We start from the raw sequence: 13576 nt of genomic DNA, 5'->3' as shown, positions 1-13576 counted from the left end.
CCCAACCTAGCGGAGGGGCGCGCCAAATCCAGTGGGCAGGCTCACTTCGGTGATCTGGGCCTGACGGTCGAGGAAGGCGCGTTCGGCTTCCGGGCTGGCGAAGAAGAACTGCACGTCGGTCACTTCGGCCTGATAGCTGCGGGTGATGCGCTTGAAGGCCGCGCGGGCTTCCAGGTCGATGGCAAAGCCGGACACGTAGGAGAAGCCCCAGCGCGGCTCGGTGCTCAGGATATAGGTCTGGTTATAGCGGGTCAGCTTGCCGCCATTGGGCACGTTCACGGCCTTGGGCAGCGTATAGTCGATCTGCAGGAAGCGCTCGCCGACCGGATCGAGCAGGGCATTGGCTTGCAGGCGCTCGGCCGCCCAGCGGTCGAACTCGTTGTCATTGTAATTGGGATGGTGGCGGAAGCCGACGCGCCAGGCATGGCCTTCGGTGTTCACCTGAACGGTCTGGCCGAGGCAGGCGCGCAGATCATCCGGGAAGAGGCGGCCATCTGGGGCAGGTTCGCTCGCCCAGTTGGCGGCCACTGCGTCGAGTTCCTCGTCATGGCCTTCCCGCATGAGCAGTTTCCAGCGGGCGCCTTTGGGGTCTCGCGGATCGAAGGAATAGACGTGCCGGGCGGTTTGCGAGCGCAGCTCCACGGTGAACGCGGCGCGCAGCGTGTCGGGCGCTTCGGTTGCCTCCAGCGCGGCATCCATTGGCCCGGTGCCTGTCGCCATCGACAGAGAGGCAAGGATAACGTGCAGCAGCATTTACTCGTCCCGTCACTACCGGTGGCAACTCATCTGGACAGATTGCGGCAACTTCGCGGCGGCCAGTCCCGGCCGCGCATTTTCAGGCAATCTCAGCGTCCACCCGCCTCAAGCTTGCGCGTCCAACATTTACGGGAGTTGAACAAGAAGCCTTCGGCGGCGGATTTAATGTTTGTAGGCCAGCGGGCGCTCGCTTGTGTCGAGGCTGAGATAGCGGTCGCGCAGTTTGGTCTGGCGCGACTCCATCGGCTCGCTCACCCCGTCGATGAACACGGCCGTTGGCGCCGACGTCACCTCCAGCGGGTCGCCGTCCCAGGCCACCACATCGGCGCGCGCGCCGGGGGCGAGAACGCCGAGACCTTCCATGCCGAAGATTTCGGCGGGCGCCGTCGTCAGGGCCTGCATGGCCGTGTCAAAGGGCAGGCCATTGGCCACCGCCGTGCCGGCAATCTGCGTGGCGAGGCGCGCCTGATGGCTGTCATCATCCAGGTTCACGATGGCAACGGTGACGCCGGCTTCAGCCAGTCGGCCAGCGTTTTCACTGGTTGCCGCCAGCTGGGAAAAGCTCGCCGGAAGGTTTGAGAACGCGTCGACGATCACCGGGATGTTCATTGCCGCGAGCCGGTCGGCTACCCGCCAGCCTTCATCGGCGCCGACGATGGCAACCTTCAGCATCGGGTTTTCCTCTTTGAAGTCCATGACGGCTTCCAGGTCGCTGGCGCGGCGGGCCTCGATCAGGATCAGCTGCTCGCCCTTAACTGCCGGCATCAGAGCCTGGGCATCCATGCGGGTCAGCACGTTGCCGTCATTATGGGTCATGTAGCGGGCGCCAAAGAAGCGCACGTCGTCAAAGGCGCCGCGCAGGGCGGTCCAGGCCGCAGGCCGCGAGCCGCCCGAGAGCGACGCGCCGCGCTCGCCCAACACGAGGAAGGCAAAGGCGCGTTCCTCGAAGACCGAACCGGGCAGGCCGCTGGTGTCAGCCAGGAAGCCCTGCCCGGCGAAGAGTTTCGCGCGTGCGTCCGGCGCAACCGCGATGCGGGTGAAGCCTTCAAGCCGGGTGACGGCAATCGGGGTGGCGTCAGGGTTGAAGCCATCGGCGGCGTTGAGGGCGGCGGAGAAAGGCGACGCGCTGGCGCCGGTGTCGTTGGCGGAGCGTTCGCCGGGCACTTCGGTGATGCCGGTGCGCGAGAAGGCGGAGATCAGGCCGGGGGTGACCCATTCGGCCTCGATCGTCGCCATGCCGGCGGGGGCTGTGCCCGTGCCGACCGAGACGATCTCACCTTCATCAATCACGACGACCCCGTTGGTGAGGGTGCCTTGCGCGGTTCCGGTCCAGACCTTTTCGCCGAGGATGGCGACAGGCTCGGCGAGGGCCGCCGGGGCCAATGCAATTGGGGCAAGGGCGAGCGCGGCGAGGGAAAGGATCAGGGGGCGGATCATTTACGGTCTCCTTCGCCAGGCTGGCCGAGTTCAAAGTCCATGACGGGCTGGATGGCAGGATCGTCGCGGTCATACATCAGCGCGCCGTCGATATAGACCTTCTCGGCCTGGGCGTAGACGCTGAAGGGGTTTGCCGACCAGACGACCACATCGGCCATCTTGCCGGGCTCGAGCGTACCGGTCTTGTCATCAATGCCCAGGGATTTGGCGGGGTTCAGCGAGAGCCATTGCCAGGCCACTTCGATGGGAATGTCGATGCCTGCCCGCTTGCCATCCGACCAGGCTTTGGCGGCTTCCTGATTGAGGCGCTGGATGCCGATGTCGCTGTCGGAATGGACGATGGCGCAGGCGCCGGCATTGTGGACCATCGGGATGTTCTCGCGGATGCCGTCATAGGCCTCCATCTTGAAGCCCCACCAGTCGGCCCACATGGATGAGCAGGTGTCGTACTCTGCCAGCTTGTCGGCAATCTTGTAGGCCTCCACGGCGTGGTGGAAGGCCGCCACCTTGTAGCCGAACTCCTTGGAGAGATCGAGAATGACGCCCATCTCGTCGGCGCGGTAACAGTGCATATGGACGAGGATGTCGCCCGAGAGCGCGCCTGCCAGCGTTTCCAGTTCCAGGTCGCGCAGGGGCTCGTCGCCTTCGCCTTCCGCGAAGGCTTCCCATTTCTTCTTGTATTCGCGCGCCTGTATCCAGGCCGTGCGATAGCCTGCGACATTGCCCATGCGGGAATAGGGCGCGCCGCCGGGGAATGTGCCCCGGCCATAGCCATAGACGCGCTTGGGGTTTTCTCCGCAGGCCATTTTCAGCGTGTGCGGGGCGCCGGGAAACTTCATGTCCTGGACTGTCCGTGCAGGAACGTTCTTCAGCACCACGCCGCGCCCGCCGAAGAGGTTGGCGCTGCCCGGCAGGATCTGCAGCGAGGTGATGCCCCCTGCCAGCGCGCGGGTGAAGCCGGGGTCCTGCGGCCAGACGGAATGCTCGACCCAGACCTCGGCAGTTACCGGGCCGGAGACTTCATTGCCATCGCCGTGGGCTTCCACGCCCGGTGACGGGTAGGCGCCCAAATGGCTGTGATTGTCGATGATGCCGGGGGTGACCCATTTGCCCGCAGCGTCGATCGTGGCGGCGCCGTCCGGGGCGGTCACGTCTGCGCCGACCGCCGTGATCTTGCCGCCTTCGATGAGAACCTTGCCGCCTTCAATGAGGCCACCTTTGCCATCGAGCACCGTGGCGCCGGTGATGAGCGTCGCGCCGGACGGGTAGGCAGCGTAGGTGGACGGAAACGGATCGAAGATGCCGGAGGCCGCCTCATCCTTCTTTCCGCCGCCCGCGCCTCCACAGGCGCTCAACACCAGGCAGAGGCCTGCGCCCGCGCTCAACAGCAACTTGTTCATGAATGCCCCGCAAGTCAGCTAATCCCTAGCCCCTATGAGGGCAAAGTTTGCTCAGGCTTGCAAGGTCTTGAGGGCAGGTTTGGCCCGGATGCAGATTATTCTGACACAACCCGCTTTTCGCGACCGAACACGCTGCGCATCAGCCAGTTGGGCGCCATGCGTTCCAGGCGCGGATGGCGAGCCATCACGCCTTCCATCCAGCGGCGGCCCCAGACGGCGTTCCGGCCGAGCAGCACGACGCCGACGATCGCCATCGGCAGACCCACCGGAATGAACGGCGTGGCGACCCCCACCGGGATGGCCAGCGCGATCATGCCCAGACCGGAAACCGCAAGCACCTGACGCGCAGCAACGTTCACACCGTTGCGCAGGACATGGATGGGCTTGGGCGGCAGATATACCGGTTGGCTGAGGAGGGGCGCTGTTTCGTGGGTCATGGCGATCAACATAGGTTTGGAGTTGTTGGATACCAGAGTAACGCATCAGATGTGTCGAAAGTCTGGCAAGGGCGTGACCTCATTGCTACACCTTCGATAATTTCAGCCTTGAACGCACAGAGAGTTGGCCCCGCCGGACATGAAGCTTCAGTCTATCCAGCTTCTGCGCGGCATCGCGGCTCTGCTCGTCGTGTTCTATCACGCCTGGGGTTTACAGCTCCTCACTGCCGGCCCTGAAAATTCCGCATCTGCCCTGCTGGGCGGCATATTTGCGAGCGGATATGCCGGGGTGGACCTGTTTTTTGTTATCTCCGGATTCATCATGGTCTGGGTTACCCGGCGCGCCGGGCCGGGTATGGCCGGGGTGGGCGAGTTCCTGTTCTCACGGGTAACACGCATCTATCCGCTCTGGTGGGCGGCGGCGGGTCTGGCGGCGGCTTACTATATTTTCCTTCATGTTCCGGATGCGAACGATCCGGCCTGGCGCGCCGCGATCCAGGATGGCAGCGGACATCTGTTCCTGCTCAAATCCTTTTTCCTCGTGCCCCAGATAGACCTGCCGGTGCTCAGCCTTGGCTGGACGCTGATGCACGAGATGTATTTCTACCTCGTCTTTGCCGGGCTGCTTCTGCTGCCGCGCGCGGCCTTGCCCTTTGCGCTGCTGGCATGGGGCATCGTGATCGTGGGCGCGTCGCTCGCCGGCCTGTCTCAGCCCTACGCGGTCGACCTGCTCACGCTGGCGCTCCACCCCCTGACGATGGAATTCATCTTCGGGGCCATGATCGGCCTGATGGTCAGTTCGGGTTTTGTCGCCCGGTCTGGGTTCATAACGCTTGGGGCGGCGCTTTGGTTCACGGCAAATCTCTGCCTGCAGGGAGAGCTGACGCCCTATGCCTATCAATGGGGCCGGGTGCTGGCCTTTGGCATACCCGGCGCTCTGCTGATCTACGGCATTGCGGGGCTGGAACATCACGGGCGGCTGATCTGGCTGGTGCCGGTGGCGGCGGCGGTGATCGTGTGTGCGGCGGTCTTCCAGATGCACGGGCTTTCACCGGCCAGCGCGGCGTCGCTGCGCGGCGGGGCAACGCTGGTGGCGGTGGCTGCCGGGCTGGTGGCAGCTGCGGGCGTGCTGGGGCTCGGCTGGCTGGGCGGGCAACGCGCGCCGGGGCTGATGTACCGCCTGCGCCGGCCGCTGGAGGCGCTCTACACAGGCGGCGTGCATATCGGCGACTGGTCCTACTCCATCTATCTGGGGCACATCTTTGCCATCGGCGGAGTGATCTTCGCGCAGCGATGGCTGGCGGGGGCGGGCGACTGGGCCGCGCCTTTCGTTCTCGGCAGCCCCGGCATTGCGGACGACCTTCTCTACATTGTGGCGGTCTTCCTCGGCGCGCTGATGGCGGGCTGGACCGGCTACATGCTGGTCGAGCGTCCGGCGCTTACCCTGTTCCGGATTGTGAGACGGCGGCTGTTTCCTGACAGCCGCCGTGCTCGTGAAGTCTGAGTGAGGCCAGAAGGTGCTGCCTATTCGGCGGCCACCTTGCTGGTGTCTTCAGCGGTCCATTTCAGCACCGGCTTGCGCGCGGCGCGGGTCTCGTCCAGGCGGCGCATCGGGGCGAGGTAGGGCGCGCCTTTCAGCGTGTCGTCGCCCTGCGCGGCGCGGCGGGCGATGGATTCCAGCGCGTCGCAGAACCGGTCAAGTTCGGCCTTGGACTCGGTCTCCGTCGGCTCGATCAGCATCGCGCCATGCACCACCAGCGGGAAATACATCGTCATCGGATGATAGCCTTCATCGATGAGGGCTTTGGCGATGTCGATGGTTTCGATGCCGTCTGCGGTGAAGGCGTCGGAGAAGAGCGCCTCGTGCATGCAATAGCCGTCAAAGGCGGGGCTCATGACGTGTTTGAGGCGGGCCTGGATGTAGTTGGCGTTGAGGACGGCGTCTTCGGCCGCCTGTTTCAGGCCGTCGGCGCCATGGCTCAGGATATAGGCAAGGGCGCGCACGAACATGCCCATCTGGCCATGGAAGGCGACCATGCGGCCAAAGCTCTCGCTGGCTTCCCCGTCCACCTGTTCGACGAGACGGTAGATGCCATCATCATCCTTGGTCACGAACGGCACGGGCACATAAGGCGCCAGTGCGTCAGAGAACACCGTGGGGCCAGAGCCCGGCCCGCCGCCGCCATGAGGCGTGGAGAAGGTCTTGTGCAGGTTGATGTGCATCGCATCGACGCCAAGGTCGCCGGGGCGCACGCGGCCGACGATGGCGTTGAAGTTTGCCCCGTCGCAATAGAAATAGCCGCCAGCCTTGTGGATCAGGTCGGCGATCTCGCGGATGTCTGTTTCGAAGAGGCCGCAGGTATTCGGGTTGGTCAGCATGATGCCGGCAACATCCTCGGACTTTTCCAGCTTCGCTTTAAGGTCTGCCATATCCACGCGGCCACGCTTGTTGGCCTTGATCTCGTCCACCGTGAAGCCACACTGGGCGGCGGTCGCAGGGTTTGTTCCGTGGGCGGACTCTGGCACCAGCATCCGCTTGCGCACATCGCCCTCGCCGCGCGCGATCAGCGCCTGGCGGATGGCCAGCAGGCCGCAAAGCTCGCCATGGGCGCCCGCTTTCGGGCTCATGGCAACGGACGGCATATTGGTCAGCGTTTTCAGCCAGGTGGCGAGTTCATCAATCAGCTGCAGCGCGCCCTGAACGGTCGCCTGTGGCTGGAGGGGGTGAATGTCGCCAAAGCCGGGCAGGCGCGCCATCTTTTCGTTGAGGCGCGGATTGTGTTTCATCGTGCAGCTGCCCAGCGGGAAGAGGCCAAGATCGATGGCATAATTCTTCTGGGAGAGGCGCATATAGTGGCGCACGGCCTGAGGCTCGGAGAGGCCGGCAAGGCCGGTATCCACCTTGCGGGCCACGCCGCCGAGACGGCTTTTCAGGCCCTTGGGTTTGGGCAGGTCAACGCCGGTGGTCTCAGGCGTGCCGATCTCGAAGAGAAGATCTTCATGCTGAAGAAGCCCGCGCGAGCCGGAAATGGTCTCGATGGCGGCGGCGGAGACGGAGGTGGGCGCCGTGGGGCGGCCGGTGGAGTTCATGGACATCAGATGATCTCCTTCAGAGCGTCGGTGTAGGCAGCAATATCATCTGCCGTCGTGCATTCGGTCGCCGCGACGAGGATCACGTCGCCCAGATGGTCGCCGGGGAAGAGGCGCGAGGCGCGCACGCCGCCGACCACGCCGGCTTCGTCCAGCATCGCGAGGACGGCTTCGGCGTCCATCGGTGTGCGGATGGCGAACTCGTTGAAGAAGCGCGGGGTGAGGATTTCGACGCCTTTCACGGCGCCGAGCGCATCGGCGAGTTCAATGGCCGCTTCATGGTTGAGCTCAGCGAGCTGTTTCAGACCCTTCCCGCCCAGCAGCGTCATGTGGGACGTGAAGGCGAGGGCGCAGAGGCCGGAGTTTGTGCAGATGTTGGAAGTCGCCTTGTCGCGGCGGATATGCTGCTCGCGGGTCGAGAGCGTCAGCACGAAACCGCGCTTGCCATCGGCGTCCACCGTTTCGCCGCAGAGGCGGCCGGGCATCTGGCGCACGAGCTTTTCGCGGCAGGAGAAGAGACCCACATATGGCCCGCCGAAATTGAGGCCATTGCCAATCGACTGGCCTTCGCCCGCAGCGATGTCTGCGCCCATTTCGCCGGGCGGGGTGACGAGGCCGAGGCTGACGGCTTCGGTGAACACCGAGACGAGCAGCGCGCCTTTGCCATGGGCGGCGTCCGCCACGGCAGAGAGATCGGTCACCGTGCCGAAGACGTTCGGGCTCTGGCCGATGACGCAGGCAGTTTCTCCGTCCACGGCCTTTGCCAGCTCTCCCTCGCCATCAATGGCGACGGGCAGCTGAACCACCGTCAGGCCCTGCGCCTCGGCCAGCAGGCGGGTAGCAGCGGCATAATGCGGGTGCAGGCCGCCCGAGAGGATGATCTTCTTGCGGCGGGTGACGCGGGCGGCCATCACGGCGGCCTCGGCGCAGGAGGTGGAGCCGTCATACATCGAGGCGTTGGCCACATCCATTGCGGTGAGGCTGGCCACCTGTGTCTGGAATTCAAACAGCGTCTGCAACGTGCCCTGTGCGATTTCGGGCTGGTAGGGCGTGTAGGTCGTCAGGAATTCCGAACGCTGGATAATCATGTCCACCGTGGCGGGCACATGATGCTTGTAGGCGCCCGCGCCGACGAAGAACGGCCCGGAGGAGGCCGAGCGGTTCTTCGCCGCGAGCTTCGTCAGGTGCCGCTCGACGGCCAGTTCGCCCTGATGGTCGGGCAGGCCGGCAATCTTGCCCTTCAGGCGGGCGGCGTCTGGAACGTCTGTGTAAAAATCATCGACGGATTTCGCGCCGATGGTCGCCAGCATGTTGGCGCGGTCCTCAGGCGTGAGCGGCAGATAGCGCATGTAATCAGAGCCCTTCGCAATATTCAGTGTAGGCGGCCAGATCCATCAGGCCTTCAAGCTCGGCAGTGTCCGAAATCTTGACGCGGACGAACCAGGCATCGCTCTCGGCCGCTTCGCTGACCTTTTCAGGCGCGTCGGCAAGACCGGTATTGGATTCCAGAACGGCGCCGGAAATTGGCGCATACACGTCCGAAGCAGCTTTCACGCTTTCGACAACGGCAAAGCCGTCGCCCTTGGCAAGGCTCGCGCCGGCTTCAGGAAGCTCAACATAGACAACATCGCCGAGCTGTCCGGCGGCGTAGGAGGTGATGCCCACAGTGCCGGTGTCGCCTTCGACGCGAACCCATTCATGATCTTTGGTGTAGTAGGTGGTCATGTGCGTGCCCCTGCAGGTCTAGCGTTTATAGTTTTGTGGAACGAACGGGAGGGCGGCCACTTCGGCGGGCCGGGCCTTTCCGCGGACGATAAGGTCGATCTTCGTGCCCGGCGCGGCATGCGCGGCGGCCACATAGCCCATGGCAACGGGCGCGTCATAAGTCGGGCCAAAGCCGCCGGAGGTGACAACGCCGATGGTCTCGCCATTGATCTGGATTTCAGCGCCTTCGCGGGCCGGGGCGCGCTCCAGCGGGCGGATGCCGACGCGCTTTTTCGCCGGGCCATCCTTCAGTTCCCGGAGGATGCGTTCGGCGCCGGGGAAGTTACCCGCCTCGCGCCGGCGCTTCTGGATGACCCAGGCAAGGTCTGCCTCGATGGGGGAGATTTCGGGATTAAGATCATGCCCATAAAGGCAAAGCCCGGCTTCCAGGCGCAGCGAGTCGCGCGCGCCAAGGCCGATCGGTTTCACGCGCTCGTCCGTATACATCTCTTCGATCAGCGGCAGGCCGGCTTCTGCCGGGATCAGAACTTCAAAGCCATCCTCGCCGGTATACCCGCAGCGCGAGACGATGCAGCGCTGGCCATTCACTTCAAACGGCATGTGCTGCATGAAGGTCAGCTCTTCGCAGCCGGGGAAAAAGTCGGCCATCACATCGACGGCCTTGGGGCCTTGCAGCGCGAAAAGGATGCGGTCGTCCGCGCGGGTCAGCACGGCCTTGCCGGCCAGCGCTTTCTCGAAGATTGCCCAGTCCTGTTCCTTCATGGCGCCATTGACGACGATGTAGAGCGTGCCCTGCGCATCCTCGCCGAGGGGTCGCGTGATGATCAGATCATCGAGGATGCCGCCATCCTCGTTCAGCAGAACCGTGAGGCGCGCCTGGCCGGGCTTGAGGCTGGTGATGTCGGAGGGCACGAGCGTTTCAACGAGCGCGGAAATCTCGGCATGGGCCGCGTCGCCGCCGCCGATGCCCGCTTCCAGCGTGAGGAAGCACGGGCCCATATGCGAGACGTCAAACAGGCCCGCCTGCGTGCGTGTCCAGATATGTTCGGCCATCACGCCTTCAAACTGGACCGGCATTTCATAGCCGGCAAAGGCCACGAGCTTGCCGCCCATTTTGACGTGGGAGTCGAAAAGCGGCGTGCGCTTCAGGTTTTCAGTCGAGGCCTCTGACATGGCGCCCTTTCATAGAGTGACGGCGCAGCGCGCGAGGGCGCTGCCTTGGTCCGTCGCCCCCGCTGTCCGGGCGCCTGAGAGATTCCGCCCGTCAAAGACAGGCTTGCTCCTTCGGCGAGGCGTGTTTCAGCCTCTTTCCAGCGTGTTGATCCTCTTCCGGCCCTTTTGCCTGAGCGTTTCCGGGGCGGTTGCGCCTTCGGCGGCGGCTACCGAATGCCGCTCTCTCCCGGAAGAGAATATATGACGGTCAGCTAGCCCGGATTCTGAGGCGCGGCAAGGGCTGCCGCACGTCAGCCTGCCTTGGCGGCGCGCTCTGCAAAAGAAGTGAGCGTTGCCATCGCCGCGCGCCACGGAAAGGGGCCATAGCTGATACGGCGCACGCCCGCCTCTGCCAGCGCGCCAAAGCCGCCTGCCTCCGGCCCGGCCATCACATTCACCGGCAGCGGGCACGCCGCGCAGACCTTTGCAATCAGCGCCATATCCCGCAGGCCGGGCACAAAGAAGCTGCTGGCGCCCGCCTCGGCATAGGCTTTGCCGCGGGCGATCACGTCATTGATATGGGCGGCGTGGTCCTCGGCCTTGGCGCGCAGGCAGATGTCGGTGCGGGCGTTGATCCAGAAGCCGGGCAGGAGGCTGTCGGCGGCGGCCCGCGCAGCCTCGATGCGTGCGGTGGCGTCTCCGATAGCGCGCACCCCCTCGCCATCGCCGGCGGGATAGCCATCCTCAAGGTTGATGCCGACAGCGCCTGTGCCCACAACGCGGCGGATGTTGGCCGCCACGCCGTCTGCCGATGCGGCATATCCGGCTTCAAAGTCGAGCGAGACGGGAAGGTCTACCGCCGCCACGATCCGCGCGGCATGATCGAGCACCAGATCGAGCGGCACAGCCTCGCCATCGGCAAAGCCGAGCGCCCCGCCCACCGAGGCGCTGCCCGTCGCCAGCGCGCGGGCGCCCGCAGCGGCCACTGTGCGGGCAGACCCCGCGTCCCAGATGTTCACCAGCACGAGAGGCTGGGCGCCGCCATGGAGGCTGGCAAATTGGGCAAGTTTCTCGGTCTGGGTGGGCATGTCGGGCGTCCTCTTGAGCTGGCATATGTGTTGCGGCGGGGGATGCCAGAGGCCCGCGCCACCTGCGACCCGATTCTTGCGCGTCTCTTGCGCGTCCGGGCAAATCTGCACGCCGCGACCGTGAAAGGTTCACTCAGCCGGCGCAGCGGGCTCTTCTGTTTCCGGCCCGGCCAGGCGGAAGGTCGCCACCACCGGCTGGTGATCGGTAATCGCAAAGCCGAGATCCAGCCCGCGCACCGCCTCCACCGTCACGTTGGGGGAGGCAATGAACCCGTCGATGATCGTCGTATAGTTCACGCCGCTCTTGTAGGGCTGCTCATTGGTGCGCGTGGTCGCCACCGCCGGGTCGATGACAATCTGCCAGCCCGGCCGCAGGGCATCGCGCGGAAAATCATGCACCCAGAAGAGGGCGCTCTCGTCGCTCTGATAGGCAAAGTCGGTCGCGGCCAGGCGCATGTTCCAATCCCCGCCCAGCACCACGGCCTTGCCCTGCTGATAATGGGATTGGGCTAGGTCGAGCACCTCGCGCACCTGCTGCATCCGCGTGCCCGCGCCCTCATCAAAGGCGGAGAGGTGGACATTGATGATCACCCAGGGCGCGCCGGACACTTCCAGCTCGGTCACCTGCACATGATAGCGCCGCTGGATGAAGCCCATGATCGGCTCGGGCTCCTCGGTCAGGCGCACCAGCTTCGTGCGCTCCCCCGCCACCTTCGCAAACGTGCCCAGCCCATGGCGCAGGCCCAGCGGGCCGGGCAGCAGGCGCGTGCGGATGTCGGAGGAAAACACCATGCCATAACCCGGCAGGGCGTCCTTCACGCCGGAGAGCACATCGACAGTGTGAGTGAGGAAACCCGGCGCGGCGAGTTCCTGCATCATCAGAATATCCGGCGCCTCTTCGCGCAGCACGGCCTGAATGCCGGCGAGGTTTTTCTCCACCGCCTCGCGGCTCGGCGGGCGCAGCATCTTGCCGCCATCGGTCTGGAAATCGGATTCCTCGCCCAGCCCCGAATAGCCGATATTCCAGATCATCAGCTTGAGCGGCGCCTCGGCCGCGGGCAGGGGCTCTGCCACCTCCACCCTTCGCTCAGGTATCCCGCGATCATTCAGCGTCACGAAGATTGCCACGCCCAGCCACAGCACGGCCAGCATCACTAACAATGAGACATAGACGAGACTTCTGCGCAGCCACATGTGCACCCACCCGGTCAGCCTTGGTCCCACCCATCCCCATCTGAACTGAGCCGGGCAGGGCTGTCCATCCGCGCCGCTGACGCAGTGATCACGATGGCGTCAGCTGCCCACCGGCCGCCCGCCGCCAAACCAGCTGCGGATCAGCTCCCAGGTGCTGCGCGATCCGGCGAGCACGCGCTCGGTGGCGCGGGTGGCGTGGGTGGTGAGCCCGCCGACGCGTTTGAGAAGATCCGTGATGACCGAGCCCGATTCGGCCTTCACTTCGCGCAACGCGCCCTCGGAAATCGCCGCCGCCTGGCCCGCCGTCCAGCCCTTGAAGCTGCGGCAGCGGCGCTTGGCGAGATAGCCGAGCTTCAGCGTCATCATCGCATTGATGCCGCCATCCATCACCGGCCCGGCAATCAGCCCGCCCATCCGGCCGAGCAGGCTGCCCACCACATCGCCGGTCAGATCGGTCACATCCTCCAGCGCGCGGGCGGCGACCACGATGGCCGCCACATCGCGCAGAATGCGCAGGCTGCCCATCAGATGCGGCCGCCCGAAATAGATGCGCGAGATGCGGGCGATGAGATTGGCATTGCGCCACAGCACAATGAACGCGTCCACCGTGCCATTCATCGAAAGCGCTGTGGCGACGCCCACGCCGACGGCCTCGGCATGGATGATCTGGTTCACGCGGCGGTCCAGCGGGCCGAGCAGCGCCTCGATATGCGCGCGCTCAAATGTCTCCAGCTCGGAGGAAATCCCCAGCGCCTCCTGCGGCGTCGCCCGTCCCGCGCGCGCCATCAGAGCCCGGCCCTTGGCGATGCTCTCCTCAATGGCGGCGCGCTCGGCCTGCACTTCGGGGTTTGCCGCCAGCATCTGCAGATAGCGGATGTCATAGCGCACCCGCGCCACCAGCGCCTTGGGATCAGGGGCTTTGGGATCAATCAGAATATCCGGCGGTTTGGCCGCCACGGGCATCGACAGAAACGCCATCACCGGCCGCACAACCAGCAGCGCCAGCCCCGCCGTCAGCAGCAGGATATACGCATAGCCCAGCAGCGGATGGACATCATCAAACAGCCGGTAAAACAGGTATCCCTGCCCAATCACCATCAGCGCCGCGATCACCACCACCGCGCTCACCGACCATTTCAAAATCCGCCACCCCTGCGCCCACTGCGCCGCCAGCTCCCACCTCTGGGCAGGTTTGACGGCAGGCGTTGAGGCCGGAACCGGAACAGGAAGGTTGGCCATGAGCAATGTCCTCCAGAATGCAGGGCACATTAAGCGCCACCCCCCGTAGGTCGGATAG

At 65.0% G+C, this 13576-nt stretch carries 12 protein-coding genes and 1 riboswitch; of the genes, 1 reads left to right on the top strand and 11 read right to left on the bottom strand.

Going from position 1 to position 13576, the window contains the following annotated elements:
- Window positions 1-6: 6 nt before the first annotated feature.
- From HNE_RS13495 to HNE_RS13480, 4 genes are all read right to left on the bottom strand, one after another.
- Window positions 7-753, bottom strand: coding sequence for a hypothetical protein (locus HNE_RS13495; RefSeq protein WP_011647704.1), 747 nt, complete (start codon window positions 751-753; stop codon window positions 7-9).
- A 165-nt stretch (window positions 754-918) separates the two neighbouring features.
- Entirely contained in the window at window positions 919-2193 is a 1275-nt protein-coding gene (locus HNE_RS13490; protein ID WP_011647703.1) for an amidohydrolase family protein, read from the bottom strand.
- A complete protein-coding gene (locus tag HNE_RS13485; RefSeq protein ID WP_011647702.1) occupies window positions 2190-3593 on the bottom strand; it encodes an amidohydrolase in 1404 nt (467 codons plus the stop codon). Before HNE_RS13485 ends, HNE_RS13490 begins: the two co-directional genes overlap by 4 nt.
- A gap of 95 nt (window positions 3594-3688) precedes the next feature.
- On the bottom strand, window positions 3689-4030 hold the full coding sequence (locus tag HNE_RS13480) for a hypothetical protein (RefSeq protein ID WP_193334331.1): 342 nt from the start codon (window positions 4028-4030) through the stop codon (window positions 3689-3691).
- A 139-nt stretch (window positions 4031-4169) separates the two neighbouring features.
- Between HNE_RS13480 and HNE_RS13475 the strand changes: the two genes are divergently transcribed.
- The gene (locus tag HNE_RS13475) at window positions 4170-5534 is read left to right on the top strand and encodes an acyltransferase family protein (protein ID WP_035592140.1); all 1365 of its coding nucleotides are present in this window, start codon (window positions 4170-4172) and stop codon (window positions 5532-5534) included.
- A gap of 20 nt (window positions 5535-5554) precedes the next feature.
- On the opposite strand, the gene gcvPB is transcribed toward HNE_RS13475, so the two are convergent.
- The 7 genes from gcvPB to HNE_RS13440 form a co-directional block, all read right to left on the bottom strand.
- Entirely contained in the window at window positions 5555-7126 is a 1572-nt protein-coding gene (gene gcvPB / locus HNE_RS13470; protein WP_035592138.1) for an aminomethyl-transferring glycine dehydrogenase subunit GcvPB, read from the bottom strand.
- A complete protein-coding gene (gene gcvPA, locus HNE_RS13465; protein WP_011647698.1) occupies window positions 7126-8469 on the bottom strand; it encodes an aminomethyl-transferring glycine dehydrogenase subunit GcvPA in 1344 nt (447 codons plus the stop codon). Before gcvPA ends, gcvPB begins: the two co-directional genes overlap by 1 nt.
- Window positions 8470-8473: 4 nt before the next feature.
- Complete coding sequence (gene gcvH / locus HNE_RS13460) at window positions 8474-8845, bottom strand: glycine cleavage system protein GcvH (protein WP_011647697.1); 372 nt, start codon at window positions 8843-8845, stop codon at window positions 8474-8476.
- An 18-nt stretch (window positions 8846-8863) separates the two neighbouring features.
- Window positions 8864-10018, bottom strand: coding sequence for a glycine cleavage system aminomethyltransferase GcvT (gene gcvT, locus HNE_RS13455; protein ID WP_011647696.1), 1155 nt, complete (start codon window positions 10016-10018; stop codon window positions 8864-8866).
- A 147-nt stretch (window positions 10019-10165) separates the two neighbouring features.
- A riboswitch (glycine riboswitch) is annotated at window positions 10166-10257 on the bottom strand.
- Window positions 10258-10308: 51 nt separating this feature from the next.
- Complete coding sequence (locus HNE_RS13450) at window positions 10309-11085, bottom strand: isocitrate lyase/PEP mutase family protein (protein ID WP_011647695.1); 777 nt, start codon at window positions 11083-11085, stop codon at window positions 10309-10311.
- Between the two features lie 129 nt (window positions 11086-11214).
- Window positions 11215-12279, bottom strand: a complete 1065-nt coding sequence (locus tag HNE_RS18120) for an endonuclease/exonuclease/phosphatase family protein (RefSeq protein ID WP_011647694.1) — start codon at window positions 12277-12279, stop codon at window positions 11215-11217.
- 99 nt (window positions 12280-12378) lie between these two features.
- Complete coding sequence (locus HNE_RS13440) at window positions 12379-13518, bottom strand: YcjF family protein (RefSeq protein WP_035592135.1); 1140 nt, start codon at window positions 13516-13518, stop codon at window positions 12379-12381.
- Window positions 13519-13576 lie beyond the last annotated feature (58 nt).

This window comes from Hyphomonas neptunium ATCC 15444 (genome assembly GCF_000013025.1).
Lineage (GTDB): Bacteria > Pseudomonadota > Alphaproteobacteria > Caulobacterales > Hyphomonadaceae > Hyphomonas > Hyphomonas neptunia.
The sequence above is the reverse complement of the archived record's forward strand: the minus strand, read 5'-3'. Positions and strand labels throughout refer to the sequence as shown.

Excerpts from the sequence above, each read along its gene's own strand:
- gcvT (WP_011647696.1), bottom strand. The coding sequence starts at position 10,018 with ATGTCAGAGGCCTCGACTGAAAACCTGAAGCGCACGCCGCTTTTCGAC.
- gcvPA (WP_011647698.1), bottom strand. The coding sequence starts at position 8,469 with ATGCGCTATCTGCCGCTCACGCCTGAGGACCGCGCCAACATGCTGGCG.
- HNE_RS13490 (WP_011647703.1), bottom strand. The coding sequence starts at position 2,193 with ATGATCCGCCCCCTGATCCTTTCCCTCGCCGCGCTCGCCCTTGCCCCA.
- HNE_RS13485 (WP_011647702.1), bottom strand. The coding sequence starts at position 3,593 with ATGAACAAGTTGCTGTTGAGCGCGGGCGCAGGCCTCTGCCTGGTGTTG.
- HNE_RS13440 (WP_035592135.1), bottom strand. The coding sequence starts at position 13,518 with ATGGCCAACCTTCCTGTTCCGGTTCCGGCCTCAACGCCTGCCGTCAAA.
- HNE_RS13495 (WP_011647704.1), bottom strand. The coding sequence starts at position 753 with ATGCTGCTGCACGTTATCCTTGCCTCTCTGTCGATGGCGACAGGCACC.
- gcvH (WP_011647697.1), bottom strand. The coding sequence starts at position 8,845 with ATGACCACCTACTACACCAAAGATCATGAATGGGTTCGCGTCGAAGGC.
- HNE_RS13450 (WP_011647695.1), bottom strand. The coding sequence starts at position 11,085 with ATGCCCACCCAGACCGAGAAACTTGCCCAATTTGCCAGCCTCCATGGC.
- HNE_RS13480 (WP_193334331.1), bottom strand. The coding sequence starts at position 4,030 with ATGACCCACGAAACAGCGCCCCTCCTCAGCCAACCGGTATATCTGCCG.
- gcvPB (WP_035592138.1), bottom strand. The coding sequence starts at position 7,126 with ATGTCCATGAACTCCACCGGCCGCCCCACGGCGCCCACCTCCGTCTCC.
- HNE_RS18120 (WP_011647694.1), bottom strand. The coding sequence starts at position 12,279 with ATGTGGCTGCGCAGAAGTCTCGTCTATGTCTCATTGTTAGTGATGCTG.
- HNE_RS13475 (WP_035592140.1), top strand. The coding sequence starts at position 4,170 with ATGAAGCTTCAGTCTATCCAGCTTCTGCGCGGCATCGCGGCTCTGCTC.